This is a genomic window from Synechococcus sp. 65AY6A5, assembly GCF_002760415.1.
Classification (GTDB): domain Bacteria; phylum Cyanobacteriota; class Cyanobacteriia; order Thermostichales; family Thermostichaceae; genus Thermostichus.
Window position 1 is genome coordinate 466130 of the sequence record NZ_AXUW01000001.1, and the last position, 14507, is coordinate 480636.

9 protein-coding genes, 1 tRNA gene and 1 pseudogene are annotated in these 14507 nt (G+C 59.3%); 6 read left to right on the top strand and 5 right to left on the bottom strand.

Going from position 1 to position 14507, the window contains the following annotated elements; translation table 11 throughout:
- Both SYN65AY6A5_RS14270 and SYN65AY6A5_RS02135 read left to right on the top strand, forming a co-directional pair.
- Window positions 1-234, top strand: a pseudogene (locus SYN65AY6A5_RS14270) (RNA-guided endonuclease TnpB family protein); the annotation flags it as partial.
- 52 nt (window positions 235-286) lie between these two features.
- On the top strand, window positions 287-1069 hold the full coding sequence (locus SYN65AY6A5_RS02135) for an SAM-dependent chlorinase/fluorinase (RefSeq protein WP_099883794.1): 783 nt from the start codon (window positions 287-289) through the stop codon (window positions 1067-1069).
- A gap of 46 nt (window positions 1070-1115) precedes the next feature.
- On the opposite strand, the gene SYN65AY6A5_RS02140 is transcribed toward SYN65AY6A5_RS02135, so the two are convergent.
- On the bottom strand, window positions 1116-1589 hold the full coding sequence (locus SYN65AY6A5_RS02140; RefSeq protein ID WP_011430710.1) for an Hsp20/alpha crystallin family protein: 474 nt from the start codon (window positions 1587-1589) through the stop codon (window positions 1116-1118).
- A gap of 840 nt (window positions 1590-2429) precedes the next feature.
- On the opposite strand from SYN65AY6A5_RS02140, the gene SYN65AY6A5_RS02145 reads away from it, so the two are divergent.
- Complete coding sequence (locus SYN65AY6A5_RS02145) at window positions 2430-6221, top strand: hypothetical protein (RefSeq protein ID WP_240530966.1); 3792 nt, start codon at window positions 2430-2432, stop codon at window positions 6219-6221.
- Window positions 6222-6244: 23 nt separating this feature from the next.
- Here the strand turns inward: SYN65AY6A5_RS02145 and SYN65AY6A5_RS02150 are convergent, their stop codons facing one another.
- Together SYN65AY6A5_RS02150 and SYN65AY6A5_RS02155 are read right to left on the bottom strand one after the other, a co-directional pair.
- On the bottom strand, window positions 6245-7306 hold the full coding sequence (locus SYN65AY6A5_RS02150) for a histidinol-phosphate transaminase (RefSeq protein WP_011430707.1): 1062 nt from the start codon (window positions 7304-7306) through the stop codon (window positions 6245-6247).
- A gap of 83 nt (window positions 7307-7389) precedes the next feature.
- Window positions 7390-7463: transfer RNA gene (locus SYN65AY6A5_RS02155), tRNA-Asp, on the bottom strand.
- Between the two features lie 49 nt (window positions 7464-7512).
- On the opposite strand from SYN65AY6A5_RS02155, the gene SYN65AY6A5_RS02160 reads away from it, so the two are divergent.
- On the top strand, window positions 7513-8004 hold the full coding sequence (locus SYN65AY6A5_RS02160; protein ID WP_011430706.1) for a hypothetical protein: 492 nt from the start codon (window positions 7513-7515) through the stop codon (window positions 8002-8004).
- Window positions 8005-8022: 18 nt separating this feature from the next.
- On the opposite strand, the gene SYN65AY6A5_RS02165 is transcribed toward SYN65AY6A5_RS02160, so the two are convergent.
- Window positions 8023-9696, bottom strand: a complete 1674-nt coding sequence (locus SYN65AY6A5_RS02165; protein WP_011430705.1) for a protein kinase — start codon at window positions 9694-9696, stop codon at window positions 8023-8025.
- A gap of 286 nt (window positions 9697-9982) precedes the next feature.
- Between SYN65AY6A5_RS02165 and alaS the strand changes: the two genes are divergently transcribed.
- Both alaS and SYN65AY6A5_RS02175 read left to right on the top strand, forming a co-directional pair.
- Window positions 9983-12634 (top strand): alanine--tRNA ligase, encoded by a 2652-nt coding sequence (gene alaS / locus SYN65AY6A5_RS02170; RefSeq protein WP_099834839.1) that lies wholly within the window; start codon window positions 9983-9985, stop codon window positions 12632-12634.
- A 50-nt stretch (window positions 12635-12684) separates the two neighbouring features.
- Window positions 12685-13653: a GDP-L-fucose synthase gene (locus SYN65AY6A5_RS02175; RefSeq protein WP_041438425.1), complete on the top strand. Its 969-nt coding sequence runs from the start codon at window positions 12685-12687 to the stop codon at window positions 13651-13653.
- On the opposite strand, the gene SYN65AY6A5_RS02180 is transcribed toward SYN65AY6A5_RS02175, so the two are convergent.
- Complete coding sequence (locus SYN65AY6A5_RS02180) at window positions 13650-14387, bottom strand: DevA family ABC transporter ATP-binding protein (RefSeq protein ID WP_011430702.1); 738 nt, start codon at window positions 14385-14387, stop codon at window positions 13650-13652. The two genes, SYN65AY6A5_RS02175 and SYN65AY6A5_RS02180, sit on opposite strands and share 4 nt — an antisense overlap.
- Between the last annotated feature and the right edge of the window lie 120 nt (window positions 14388-14507).

The following is a 14507-nucleotide window of genomic DNA, read 5'->3' on the forward strand; positions in this document are numbered from 1 at the left end:
CACACCAAGTTGGGTGGCGCAAAGGTGTTTAGATGCCCAAAGTGCAACCATAGGCTACCACGAGATTGGCAAGGCGCCCTGGGTGTTATGCTCAGGGCTTTGCGGGATACCGCCTTTCTGTTTGGACTCCGTCCGAGTAGCGCGGTCGCGTCAGCATCGCGTAGTGACAACGGAAACGGACAGAATGCTATCGCTTCACCGCTGAGCAGTAATGCTCAGCAGTGTTCAGCGTAAATGTATCAGCTAAAAGTTCCCAGAGGGCTGGCAAGCGCTGCTTAGCTCGCCAATGAAGGTCATTAGCCTACTCACTGATTTTGGTCTTCAGGATCCCTACGTGGGCATTCTGAAGGGGGTGATTTGGGGGATCGCGCCCCAGGTTCAGTTTATCGACCTTAGCCACGAAATCCCGCCTCAGGACGTGGCAGCGGCCCGTTTTGCCTTGATGACGGCCTATCCCCATTTACCTTCTGAAACCATTCACCTAGCGGTGGTAGATCCAGGGGTGGGGAGCAGCCGAAGGGCGGTGGCCATCCAAACCCAAGGAGGCTATTTGGTCGGCCCTGACAATGGCCTCTTCAGCGGCGTTCTGGAGCAATCCCCACCTCTAGCTGCTGTGGAACTCAACCGACCCTGCTATTGGCGCACCCCCTCCCCCAGCCGTACCTTTCACGGGCGGGATATTTTTGCCCCCGTGGCCGCCCACCTGGCCAACGGGATCCCCTTGGCAGAGTTGGGGGATCCCTTGGATGTGGCCGAGCTGGTTCGCTGGGACTGGCCGCCACCTCAGGCAGAACCCGACGGCGGCCGCGGCGTGATCCAGTCCATCGACCGCTTCGGCAACGGCATCACCACTCTCCCTGGCAACTGGGTAGAGGGCCGCAACTGGAGGGCCTGGATCAAGGGGATCACCATCCGCTCCGCCGCCACCTTTGCCGAGGGAAGCGAGGGCGAGCTGCTTGCCCTGGTGGGCAGCTCCGGCTGGGTGGAGATCGCGCAAAACCGGGGCAACGCCAGCCGCACCTTGGATTTCAAAGTAGGGGACGAGGTGCGCGTGCAGTGGGATAGCTAGCCGAACTCCCTCCCCCCTGCCCCCTCTCGCTTGGGGAGAAGGGAGACTAGGCAGGCTGGCTTTCCACCGTTAAAGTTTCCGGCTCAGCTGCGGAAGTTGAGGTTCCTATCTGAACTTTGACCGCCCGCACGGCATCGGCCTTGGGCAGGGTGAGGGTGAGAATGCCATCCCGGTAGATGGCCGAGACTTTTTCCGGCTGAATGCTTTTGGCTAGCTTGAGGGTGCGTTGAAAAGGCTGAGGCTCCACCTCTTGGTAGCGTAATTCAGCACCTTCAGGGCCTTGAAGCTGGATCTCACCGCTGATGGAGAGCTGCTGGGCTGTGGCCTCGATGTGGAAGCGTTCCCGATTGGCCCCCGGCGCCCACAACTGGACGATGTAGGCTTCGCCGCTCTCCCAAACCTGTAATGGCGTGGGGAAGAAAGTGCGAGGGTGCTCTCCAGAGCTCTGCTGCCTCGGGAAGTCAAGGGTGCTTTGCTGCACGCGCACATCGAGGATGGGGGTGAAGTAAACCAATTGCATAGCCGCTCCTTGGGTAGTAGGGTGGACAATTCTTGAAAAACGGGTCAACAGGGGTAACAACCGGATCCCACCGTTCTACAGAACTCCCCCCACGTCGGAAAAAGCTGTATTGAGACGAGATGGGATCCAAACCCCGTTCTGCTTCAATGATCCAAGACCGCTGTTGCCAGCAGGGAGGGCAAACCGATCCAGCTAGGGGAGGATCCCATCACCTTTCTCCAAAGTTCACTTTGGACAACCTCATCTAGAGCCAGCGGGATCCCTGTCGCAACCTTTTCTCTGCCGGTTCGATCGGCTTCTGCTGAGAATGCTGCCGCCAGACAGCTTGACAGAGGCATCGGCGTTAGGGCCGCGCGGTAACAGCCTGGATTCTCTAACAGTTCAGCACAGTTTATCAAAGCTTAAAAGTCTAACTCTAGCTTCAATTGAAGTTGTTTGGTTAGTCTCTCAGTTTGGTAGCAAGTTTTGAGAGAGACCTGACAGACAAGGCAGGCCGCCTCTAAGATGGCCTCCAAACCAGGACAGCTTGAGCAGTGGGATCCCATGTACGTGTATTGCCCAGAAGAAGTTTTGGAGGCAGGAGCGCCATACAACCTTGAGGAGCTGATAGAACGGCTGGAGCAGGGGGATCGCACCCTTTTAAGCCGGTTGTTCGACGTTCGCTACCCCTACTGGAAACGCAACCTCCGGCGCAACGTTCGCTTGGTGGCTGATCTGCGCTATCTGGGAGAGGTGCCGGTTTTGGTCTTGTTTGGCCTTTGGGGGAGAGGCAGCCACGAGTACCGAGAGTTCCTGGAGCGGCGGCAGGATCCCAGCTATCAAGAGCGGGTGAGGAACTGGGTGTCTGACGATCAGCTACAGGCATGGCTGGCACAAAGGCAAGCGGAAAATGAACAAGAAGAAGCGCGGCAAAACCAGCTCCTCCCTCTGCCCAACGAACTGTACGATTGGACACAGTTTTTAAATACTCCCAACCGCCAGGAGCGGCTTGTGTTGGAAAGCGGGGAATGGGTTCGGCAAGTGCAAGCCCTTTCTCTAGAACAGCGGCGCCAAGTGTATCGGGCGGTAGAGCAATTCATTATTGGCGATGAGAAAGGGAATCTCTACTGGAAACTACCACTGTTTTATCCAGAAACTGAGGTTAGGTGCTGGCGGGAAGGCTCGATACATCTGGCTATCAGCCTGGTGCAGGTATGTGAGCAGGAAAAAGTCTTATCTCCATTTTTAATTGGAGTTTACGACCACGCTCCGGAGCAGAGAGAGCGGTTTGACCTGGGGCGCCGAACTTGCCTATTTGGGAGGGGGGCCGATCAGCCGGATATTCTCCAACACCCACAATCTTTAGAGATTTGGAAGCGATATGCCCGCCGCGCCTACCCCAACTACATGGTTGCAGATGAAAACGTCTGGCTGGAAATCCAGGAGACTACAGAGGGGAACTTAGCTTTGTCGATGGAGGAAGAAGAAATTCTCCAAAGCACCTCTATGCCTCTACTAATCAACGGGCGAGCTGGGAGCGGCAAATCTCTGATGTTGTATTACCGTTTTGCTGATTACTGCAGCCATTACCTGAAGGATTCAAGCAAAGGAAGCTTTCAGTACCGTCCTCTCTTTTTAACCTATAGCCCGAGTCTAGTACAGCAAGCCCGCAGCAAGGTAAGTACAATTTTGCGGGTCAACCATCGTTACCGAGAGAGAGGCAGTGACTTCTCAGAAGGGGAAATTGAGCGATGTCAAGCTTTCTTTAGCACCTTCCAGGACTACCTGTTAAGCTGCCTTCCACCAGAGAGACAAGAACGCTATCAACCTGAGCGATATGTCAATTTTTATCGATTCCGGAGCTGGTACCGCGGCCGCAGTGATGTAGAATTAGCTTGGCATACGATTCGTACTCTGATCAAGGGCTATGGAGTAAGCGACTACTTGGATCCAGATTGCTATCGGGAATTGCCTCAAGCCGACCGCACTGTAAATGTAGAAGTCTTTGATCGAATATACGAGCAAGTTTGGCCGGGTTATCAAGAACGAACTACCTACGGAAGCTACTGGGACGATCAAGATTTGGCTAGGGATGTGTTACAGAATGGTTTTCTTAGATCAATTCACCCAGTCATTTTCTGTGATGAGGTTCAAGACTTTACCCAGCTTGAACTGAATATTGTTTTCTGCTTGTCCCCCTGGGGAAAATATAAGTTGGATTGGGCTATCGAGCGTTTACCTTATGCTTTTGCTGGGGATCCTCTGCAAACTATCAATCCTACAGGATTTCGTTGGGGTGCCCTGAGGAGGTATCTCTACGAGCATATCCATGCTTACTTGTTGCCCGGCCATTCTCTCGAGATTCCAAGTCCCCGGGAGTTAAAAAATAATTACCGCTGTAGCCCTCAGATTACTCGTTTTAGCAACCTTATCAACTTGTGGCGGCGAGTTCTTAGCAATGATCGGGGGATTTGCCCACAGCAGCCTTGGCGTTTTCAGGAACCGGGGAGGCCAGCTCAAAAGTTTGTACTGGATGGCCAAGACAAGAACTTAACTCAACATGAGCTGAGGAGTATGCTCAGGAACAGCACGGGTACAGTTTGCATCCTGCCTTGTTCTATAGGAGAGGAGCTGGACTACGTGCGCCAAGATCCCGACCTCCAGAGGGTTTTTGCCGAAGAGCTGGAGCAAAATCTCAAGCCGGCGCTGCTGCAGACTGTTACCGCTGTCAAGGGCATGGAGTTCAAAAAGATCATTCTCTACAAGTTTGGCGACTGCTATCGACAAAACTTTAGCCGAAGGCTTAACCACTACGCTCAAGAAGCTGCAGAGAAGGTATCCCTGCAACTACATTATTTTCTCAACCAGCTATACGTTGGTATTACCCGCCCCATCGAAGCCTTAGCTGTTGTGGATACTGCAGCCGGCTGGCGGGAATTCTGGGATCCTGCCTTGGAGATTGACTTTTGGCTCAATCACTCTCATTTGCAGCCCGATCGATCCCAATGGCAAACGCATCCGCCTGTACTGGCCGGCTTCGCTCAAGGCACTGGCATCCAATACTGGACGGATAAAAACTTACAGGATGTGCTGGACTTGGCTCTTGGGTTTCTTAGGCAAGGGGTAGAGGAGGGAAATCCTGAGCTCTTGGAAGATGCGCGCGCCTTTGCTCGGCAGGCAGGCAACCAGAAATTAGAACAGGAATGCCAAGCTTGGATCCTCAAGCTGCAGAGGGATTACGTTTCTGCAGGCCGTCAGTTTTTAAGCTTGGAAAGATCCGCCCTACCCAATAGAAATCTCATCCGAGAAGCCTGGGAGTGCTTTTGGAAGGCAAAAGCTTGGTCAGAGTTGCAGCAGCATCGTTCTACTCACTTTGCCAGGTGCTCCGAGATCCCTAACTACGGTCCTCTGGTGGATTTGATGGTGGTAACCCAAAGCAGCTCTGCCAAGTCCATGGAGCGCTTTCGACAGATAGTTCGAGTGCGAGATTGGTTGAGCGTTGAGGTCAGCCCGAAGCATTCGGATCTGACTTGGAAGGTTTGTGTGGAGAAGTTTTTGGCGGAGCTGGAGGAAGTTTTCGATAACCTAGGGACTTTTTGTCCTAAGCCGGAGGATCGTGAACTTTTTTGGCAAGAGACTCTTGAGGCTTTGAGGGAGCGTTTGGCCTTTCTTGGCCAGCGGCAGCCGTTCGCAGGGCAATATCACAAGATTCTCGGCATTTGTTATTTCCAGCAACAAAAACTTGAGGAGGCAGTTGCCATTTGGGATCAAGGTGGCCAAACGGAGCATTCCCGCTACTACCGAGCCAAGATCCAATTGGAGAAGCCGCCTGGCCAGGTGAGGTGGCTATCCAAAGACCGGCAGGACGCAGCAGTGGTGAGCAAATGGCAGGAGGCGGGACGTCCCCTCGCGGGCGAGTGGGAGGAGTACATCAACGACGTCATTCTCAGCCTGGAGCGCTTGAAAGAGTGGCCGCTGCTGCTGCGAATCCTGATCCGGCGCCGCGAGTGGTGCAGGCTTTGGGAAGTGGTTCAGGCCCACCCACAGGCGTGGCAGCGCGGACATGACTACGAGTTGGTGGCCAGCATGGCTCGAGACATGGAAACCAACTGGGATGAGCTGAGGTGGAAGCTCCCTGGACTGCGGGATTTTCTGCAGGAAGTGGTAAGCAGTGTGCGCGGGGAGCACGCTTGGTGGCTGCAGCCGCTGGAGGTGGGCCTAGCCTACGAGCGACTGGGCTGCTACCGAGATGCGCTCAGGTTTTATGAGCGCTTTGCTGAAAACAGAATCGGTAGAATCCCAAGATGGCAACGCTCTCAGATTCGGCAGCGCTGGCTTTTGGTTCACAAGAAGTACAGAGATTCTCTGCAGGCGGAGGGACGACCGACCGATCTTTTGGCGGAGGAGTTTAGCCGCGCTCAAGAGCGCTGGCGTGAGCAACTGCCCCAGGCAGAGCCCGAGCTGGAGGAATGGGATCCCTGGCCACATGACTTCGTGGAGCACCCCAGCCCTGTTCAAAGTTGGCTGCTGCAGCGGGAGCAAACTGAAGCTCAGAGACTGCAAGTGGCAATCCGCGAGGAACTGAAGCGGCTCAACGAGAGGCAGCTCCAGCAAGTTCATAGCCTGATTCAGCGATTGCTCGGCCCAGGTTGAGAAGGAGTTGGAAGTAGAGCCAACTACCGCAAGATCTGCCGCAGCCGCTCCAGGGCGCGTTGGTTTTCTTCAGGGGTGCCCACCGTTAGGCGCAGCCCGCCGCCGGTACAGCGCACACAAGTTCCCAGCTCTTGCCAGGCCCGCTGCAGATCCTGGGGATCCCATCCTGCCACCCGGAAGTAGAGAAAATTGGCCTGGCTGGGCCACACCCGCACCCCCGGCAGTTCCTGCAGGGCTTGGTAGAGGGCATCTCGTTCCTGACGGATGAGGGGTAGGTCGGCCAAAAACTCCTCGGCATGTTCCAGGGCGATCTGAACGGCCCACTGGGAGATGGCCGAGAGATTGTAGGGCAGGCGGATGGAGTCCAGCACCTGGATAAGCTGCGGATGGCCGATGGCATAGCCCACCCGGTGAGCTGCCAGGCGAAAGGCTTTGGAGAAGGTGCGCAAGATAACCCAGTTGGGGTGCTCCGCCAGCTTGGGCAGGGCCGTGTGCTGGCTGAACTCAAAATAGGCCTCATCGAGGATCACCAAAATCTCGGCGGGCAACCCTTCAACCCACTCCCACTCAGCGGTGCTCAGGCCATTGCCGGTGGGCGAATTGGGATCTACCAAGCACACCACCCGCACCCGCTGCTCCGCTACGGCCTGTTGACACCGCCCCAGATCCAGAGCAAACGTCTCGGGATGGCGGGGCACCCGCACCACCGGGATCCCCAGGCTCTGGGCTAGGATGGCGTACATGGAAAAGGTGGGCTCTGCAACCAAAACGCTGCCCCGCTCGCCCACACAGGTGGCGATGAGCAGGGAGCGGATTAGCTCGTCGGAACCGTTGCCCAGGCTAATCTGGGCCGGATCTGCCCCGGCATAGGCGGCGATGGCCTGCTTGAGGCCCTGGTGATGAGCATCGGGGTAGCGGTTGCTGGGGATCCCTTTTTCCCAGAGGAGGGAGAGTTTCTGCTTGAAGCCCACCGGCCAATCCCAGGGAAACTCGTTTGCATCCAACTTGTCGGCAGCTTGGGGCGGCACGGCATCATAGGGCTTGAGGTGAAGCAAATCCGGGCGCAGATACCGCAAGGCACACATCTCCCTACCCTAACGGAGCAAGGTACCTATAATAGCAGGGCTGACCCGCTTGCCGATGTAGGCTACAGTGTTCCTAACAGGTACGGGGCTGACGGGGCTCGAACCCGCAACTTCCGCCGTGACAGGGCGGTGCTCTAACCAATTGAACTACAGCCCCAGGAGCTGCGAATACCTATTCTGAACTTAGATGAGGATGGTTGTCAATCATGGTATCTAGTCTGGCGGCCCAGGCAGCAACGCTGGTAGAGGAGGCCCCGCAGAACGGGATCCCGACAGCGGCGATGCAGCAGGTGGCGGAGGTGCTCACCCAGGTGGCCCAACACCTGGATCACCTGCAGTACACCACCTTGCGCTACCCCGATGGTGGCTGGCTGACGGTGCGGGTGGTGGAAAGCTCCGCCGGGGCGGACTCCCCCCCAGAACCCGAGCCCCCCGGCCATCTGTGGATCCCGGCCTTTGGCCACCTGGAAGATGCCCAAGCCACGCTGGCGGAACTTCGGCAGCAAGCGCCGGACTTAGAGGCCACCTCCTTTGGGGTTTTGGAGCTGCTGTTTTTGGCCCTGGGCCTTTCCCGCGCCGAAGGCATCGTCTTTTACGACCAGGCAGGGGATCGGCGGCAAGGGAAAGCCGTGGCCTGCCGACCTCTGGCGGAGCAGGTGAGCCAGGCCCTCCGCAGAGGCCTTCCTCCCATAGCCTAAGGCGGGAACGGATCTGCTCTAGCTCAAGATGGCACCCTGGCGGCGGGCGAACTCCCGCAGCTTCCTATCCATCTGTGCCCCTCGCAGATCCGCTTTGTAAAAGCTGGTGAAGCGCTTGCCCTTTTCTTCGGCTTGGCGTGGCAGGGAAGTTCTGCCGCCTGCAGACCAGAGCACCGACCCGGCTACCACCAAAGCCATCCCAGCCGCCCCCAAGGCATAAACCACATTGCGCGTGGCGAGATGGACGAGCAAAAACGCCAGGCTCCCGGCTCCCAAGAGCCCTCCCAGGCCTGCTAGGATCTCGCCCAAGGTTTTGGCCGAGCCGAGGAGCCGGCTCAAAAAGCGCAGCCAGCGGGGTTGCGGTGTGTTGAAGCGGATCCCGCGCAGATCGGCTCCCTGCAGGTTGGCCCCCGAAAAATCGGCCCCCCGCAGGTCGGCGCAGCGCAAGTCGTAACCGGCTAAGTTCTGGTTGGCAAAAGACTTGCCCCGCAGATCCGCCCCCGCCAAAGACGGGATGCGCGGCGGGGTGGCTGGCTTGATCTGCCCGCCGCCGGTGATGCGGCTGGCTTGGCCCAGTTGGGTAAAACCGGTGGTGCTCCCCCAGCCGGTGGGAACCGATCCCAGGGGCAGCATGTCTCCCGCGCCGGGCCGAGGGAGCGGCGTAGGCGAGAACCCATCTGTTCGGGCAGGGGGGGGAGAGGTTGAACGGCGTCTGGTCCAATGGTCGGAGATCAGCAACGGGCTGGAGCCGGCAGTCAAGGGAGAAGGGGGCAAGATGACCGGCGAGGAAGGCGGGCCCTCCTGCACCGGGATCCCTTGCAGAGCCCGCAACGCCTCGGTAGCCGTGGCAAAGCGCTGGCTGATAACCGGGTGCAGCATGCGGCGCAAAATGGCGTCGAACTCGGGGCTGAGCTGCAGGCGATCCGACCAATCCCATTGGCCCGTGTTGTGGTCGTAAAACTTGGCCGGCGACTCCAGGGTCATCAAGTTGAGGCAGGTGGCGGCCAGCGCGTAGAGATCGCTGGCGGGGCCTACCGCCTGGCCGGCCATCTGCTCCGGCGGAGAAAAGCCCAGGGAGCGAATGGCCGTTCCCTCCTCCGACAACGTGTGGCCTGGCCCAAGCTGCTTCACCGCCCCAAAGTCGATTAGCACCAGGCGGCCATCTTCTTTGCGGCGAATCAGGTTGGCCGGCTTGATGTCGCGGTGGACGGTGTTGTGGCTGTGGACATAGCTGAGGATGAGCAGCACCTCCTGCATCACCTGCCGAGCCTGTTCTTCGGAAAAAGGCCCGTTGCGCCGCATCTCCTGGGCAAGCGTGATCCCCTCAATAAACTCCTGCACCAAGTAGAATTTGCCGCCTTCTTGGAAGTGGGCGTAGAGCTTGGGGATTTGCGAGTGCTCCCCCAGGCGCTCCAACACCTCGGCCTCGCGGTTAAACAGTTCCTCCGCCAGCCTGGCCAGTTGGGGCGAATTTTCAGCCGGGCGCAACTGCTTGATCACCCGCCAGGGCTTGGAGGGCATGTCCTCATCGCGGGCCAAGAAGGTGGCGCCAAATCCCCCCTGCCCCAGACGCTTGAAGGCGCGATAGCGATTGCGCAGCAGCAGCGGCTGCCCGCAGAAGGCACAGGTGGAGGCAGCCGGGGGATTTTCCGGCCGCAGACAGTCCGGATTGAGGCAGTAGCAGTTGGGCATATCATTCAGGCGCTACCGGCTGACGTCTAGGTAACCGAGACGGGGCCGATGGGCGGGCAAGCAAGTTGCCAGAGATACATCTAGCCTAGACCAAGGAGAGAAAAATCTTGCGCATCCGCCTCGAACAGGCTGATCCTAGCGTTTGCCCACTTGGGCTCAATCAGAGAAATCGCTTAGATTGTGTCGCTTTGGGGAGCGACACTGGCCCCATCCGAGAGCGGGAGTTCAACTGCCCCAGAGCCAAAAAACCTAGAATTGATCAATACAGTTACCCTTTGCCTTGGCCATGTCTCCATCCTTCTCCGGTGCCGCCATCCGGCAGGCTTTTCTGGATTTCTACGCCCAGCGGGGCCATCAGGTATTGCCCAGCGCCTCCTTGGTGCCGGAGGATCCGACGGTGCTGCTGACCATCGCCGGCATGCTGCCCTTCAAGCCGATTTTCCTCGGCCATCAGGATCCACAGTACCCACGGGTCACGACTGCCCAGAAATGCGTGCGCACCAACGACATCGAGAACGTGGGACGGACGGCCCGCCACCACACGTTTTTTGAGATGCTGGGCAACTTCAGCTTTGGCGACTACTTCAAAAAAGAAGCCATCACCTGGGCCTGGGAGCTGGTGACAGAGGTGTTTGGCCTGCCGCCGGAGCGCCTGGTGGTGAGCGTCTTTCGAGAAGATGAGGAGGCCTTTGCCCTCTGGCGCGATGCGATCGGGATCCCACCCCACCGCATCCGGCGCATGGGGGAGGAGGACAACTTCTGGGCTGCCGGCCCCACCGGCCCCTGTGGCCCTTGCTCGGAGATCTACTACGACTTCAAGCCGGAGCTGGGGGATGAGCAGATCGACCTAGGGGACGACTCTCGCTTTTTGGAGATCTACAACCTGGTGTTCATGGAGCTGAACCGGGACAGCGAGGGCCGCCTCACTCCCTTGGCCAGGCAAAACATCGACACCGGCCTGGGACTGGAGCGGCTGGCTCAGGTGCTGCAGGGAGTCCCCAACAACTATGAGACCGATTTGATCTTCCCTATTGTGCAGAAGGCGGCCGAGATTGCCCGGGTGGACTACTTCCAGGCCAGCCCCGAGCAGAAAGTCTCCCTCAAGGTAATTGGGGATCACGCGCGGGCGGTGATGCATCTCATTGCCGATGGGGTGATCCCCTCCAACGTGGACCGGGGCTATGTGCTGCGGCGGCTGATCCGGCGGATGGTGCGCCACGGGCGCCTCTTGGGGATCGGCGAGCCCTTTACCCTGCCGGTGGTGGAGACGGCCATCCAGTTGGCGGAGGCCGCCTATCCGGAGGTGCGGGAGCGGGAGGCGGTGATCAAGGCCGAGCTGCAGCGGGAAGAGGAGCAGTTTCTCAAGACCCTGGAGCGGGGGGAACGGCTGCTGTTTGATCTGTTTGCCAACGTCACGGCCAGTGGCGCGCCCAAGCAGATCTCGGGTGCCGACGCCTTCAAGCTCTTCGACACCTACGGCTTCCCGTTGGAGCTGACCCAGGAAATTGCCCAGGAGCGCGGCTTTAGCGTGGATGTGCAGGGCTTCGAGCAAGAGATGGAAAAACAGCGGCAGCGGGCCCGCGCCGCCCACCAAACCCTCGACGTCACGGCCCAGGGATCCCTGGACGAGCTGGCCGAGTTTTTAATCGAGACGGAGTTTTTGGGCTACAGCCAGTCTTCTGCCCGCGGCGTGGTGGAGGCCCTGCTGGTGGAAGGGAAGTCGGTGCCCCAGGTAGAGGCCGGGCAGTCGGTGCAGGTGGTTTTGGATCGCACGCCTTTTTATGCGGAGTCCGGGGGCCAAATCGGGGATCGCGGCTACCTGGCCGGCGACGGAGTGTTGGTGCGGGTGGAGGATGTGCAGAAGCGGGGGGATCTGTTTGTCCACTTTGGCTGGGTAGAACGGGGGATCCTGCGGGTGGGGGATCCGGTGCAGGCCCAGATTGACCTGGCCTGCCGGCGGCGCGCCCAGGCCCACCACACAGCCACCCACCTGCTGCAGGCAGCCCTGAAAAAGGTTGTCGATCCCTCTATTAGCCAGGCGGGATCTCTAGTGGCTTTTGACCGGCTGCGTTTCGACTTTACCCTCTCGCGTCCCCTTACTCCCGAAGAGCTGCAGCAGGTTGAGGATCTGGTCAACACCTGGATTGCCGAGGCCCATCCTGCGCAAGTCTCCATCATGCCCCTGGCAGAGGCCAAGGTCAGGGGGGCAATAGCCATGTTCGGGGAAAAATACGGCGCCGAGGTACGGGTGGTTGACTTTCCGGGGGTGTCAATGGAGCTCTGTGGCGGCACCCACGTCAGCAACACTGCCGAGATCGGCCTGTTCAAGATCATCTCCGAGAGTGGCGTAGCGGCCGGGATCCGCCGCATCGAGGCGGTAGCCGGGCCGGCGGTGCTGGAATACCTAAACGAGCGGGATAGCGTCGTGCGGGAGCTGAGCGCCCAATTCAAGGCCAAGCCCCAGGAGATCCCGGAGCGGGTGGCGGCTTTGCAGGCGGAGCTGAAGGCCGCCCAGAGGGCGCTCGAGGAGGCGCGCAGCCAATTGGCCTTGCTGCAGGCAGAGCGGCTCCTGCCCCAGGCTGTAGCTGTTGGCAATCTGCAGATCTTGGCGGCGGAACTGGGATCCACTCCCCCCGAGGCGCTGAAAACTGCTGCCGAACATCTGCTCCACAAACTGGGAGAAGGGGCAGTGGTGCTGGGATCGGTGCCGGAAGCTGGCAAGGTCAGCCTGGTTGCGGCTTTTAGCCCGGCGGTGCAGAAACTTGGTCTCAAAGCGGGCTCCTTTATCGGCGAGATCGCCAAGCTGACAGGCGGCGGTGGCGGTGGGCGGCCCAACCTGGCCCAGGCCGGCGGCAAACAGCCAGAGAAACTGGCCCAAGCCCTGCAGGTGGCCCAGGAGCGGCTACAGGCAGAGCTGTCTTCAGGCTTGGGCAGTTAGGAGCTGCCGCCTTACCCCATAATGAAAGCCGGGGATTTTCCGCGCCAGCCATGACGCCCAACAGCTTGTCCAGTGCCATCGATCTCAGCCAAAAGCGCATCTTGCTTACCGGAGGGAGCGGCTTTTTGGGCAAACACGTCCTGCAGCAGTTGCAACTCCTGGGGGTCAAGCCGGAGCAGGTGCGGATCCCACGCTCCCGCACCCACGACCTGCGCCGCTGGGAGGTCTGCCAAGAGGTGGTGCAGGGACAAGATGTCGTCATCCATTTGGCGGCCCATGTGGGCGGCATCGGCCTCAACCAGGCCAAGCCGGCGGAGCTCTTCTACGACAACCTGATCATGGGATCCCAGCTCATCCACGCCGCCTACCTGGCGGGGGTGGAGAAGTTTGTCTGCGTGGGCACCATCTGCGCCTATCCCAAGTTCACCCCCGTCCCCTTCAAGGAAGAAGATCTCTGGAACGGCTACCCGGAGGAGACCAACGCCCCCTACGGCATCGCCAAGAAAGCCCTGCTGGTGCAACTGCAGGCCTACCGGCAGCAGTACGGCTTCAACGGCATCTACCTCCTGCCGGTAAACCTCTACGGCCCCATGGACAACTTCGATCCGGAAAGCTCCCACGTGATCCCGGCCTTGATCCGCAAGGTGCATGAAGCCCAGCAGCGGGGCCAGAACTACGTCGAGGTGTGGGGAGATGGCAGCCCCACCCGCGAGTTTTTCTACGCCGAAGATGCGGCTCGGGGAATTCTCCTGGCCACCCAGCTCTACAACAGCCCTGAGCCACTCAATTTGGGCACCGGCGAGGAGATCTCCATTCGGGATCTCATCGCCCTCATCTGCGAGCTGATGGAGTTTCGGGGCGAGATCCGCTGGCAAACCGACAGGCCCAACGGCCAGCCGCGCCGCTGCTTGGACGTCTCCAAAGCCCGCGAGAGGATAGGTTTTGTGGCCAAGGTGAGCCTGCGGGAGGGGCTGCAGCGCACCATCGAGTGGTACCGCCGCCACGCCCCGGCAAACTAGGCAACAACCTGGCTCTCCAGGCGGCCATCCTCCATGTGCAACACCCGGTCGGCAATGTCGAGGATGCGGTTGTCGTGGGTCACCATGAGGATGGTGCAGCCCTGCTCTCGCGCCAACTTCTCCATCAGGGTCACCACCTCGCGGCCCGACTTGCTGTCCAGGGCTGCGGTCGGCTCGTCGGCCAGCACCAACTTGGGGTGGCTGACCAGGGCCCGCGCGATGGCTACCCGCTGCTTCTGCCCTCCCGAAAGCTGCTCCGGGTAGTAGTGGACGCGATCCCCCAAACCCACCGCCGCCAGCATCGCTTCTGCCTGCTGCTGCACCTGTTGAGGAGAAAGGCCGTTGTGCAGCTCCAGGGCCATGCGCACATTTTGGGCCGCCGTCAGGGAGCGCAGCAGGTTGTGGGCCTGGAAGATGTACCCCACCTGGCGGCGGATCTGGATGAGGGTGTTGGGCTTAGCGCCCCGCAGCTCCTGCCCCAACACCCGCAGGCTGCCCTCTTGCACCGAGCGCAAAGCTCCCAGGAGCGTGAGCAGCGTGGTCTTGCCGGAGCCAGAGGGGCCGGTCAACAACACGATCTCCCCCGGCTGCAAAACGAAGTTGATGTCAAAAAGCACTTGCTTGCGCAGGGATCCCTCGCCAAAGTAGTGGTTCACCCCTTCGGCTTTGACCACCGGCTCAACGGCATGTTGGGTGGAAGCGAGGGCAGCTTGATCGAGAAGGGAAGGCAGCATAGGGAGCTCAAAATCTCAAACAACTTGGGTTGACAATTCAATTCAGTAACCGCTTGGGCCATCATCGGAACCGCCGCGATTGAACCATCCAGAAGCCTATTGAAGGGATCCCAGAAGTCT